Genomic DNA, 202 nt, shown 5'->3' on the forward strand with positions numbered 1-202 from the left:
CTAACTAAATCACCTCACTATGCAAATTTTTCCAAGGCAAGAGGCATTCCACGAGCTTGAGCGTGATTTTTCTGGCTTTGACGTAGAAGCGGTCGGAAGTTGTCTTGCGTTTCTGGATGCCACAGCTGAGGTTTATGCTGCTTTTGATAAACACTTCGAGCGTTTTGGGCTGTCTGCGGGAAAGTTTACAATCTTGATGCAG

The 202-nt window shown here is 45.5% G+C and carries 1 pseudogene; it reads left to right on the forward strand.

From position 1 onward, the window contains the following. Nucleotides 1–19: 19 nt before the first annotated feature. Nucleotides 20–202, forward strand: a pseudogene (locus JUJ53_RS00015) (MarR family transcriptional regulator); the annotation flags it as partial.

It is taken from the genome of Leptolyngbya sp. CCY15150, from assembly GCF_016888135.1.
GTDB lineage: Bacteria > Cyanobacteriota > Cyanobacteriia > RECH01 > RECH01 > RECH01.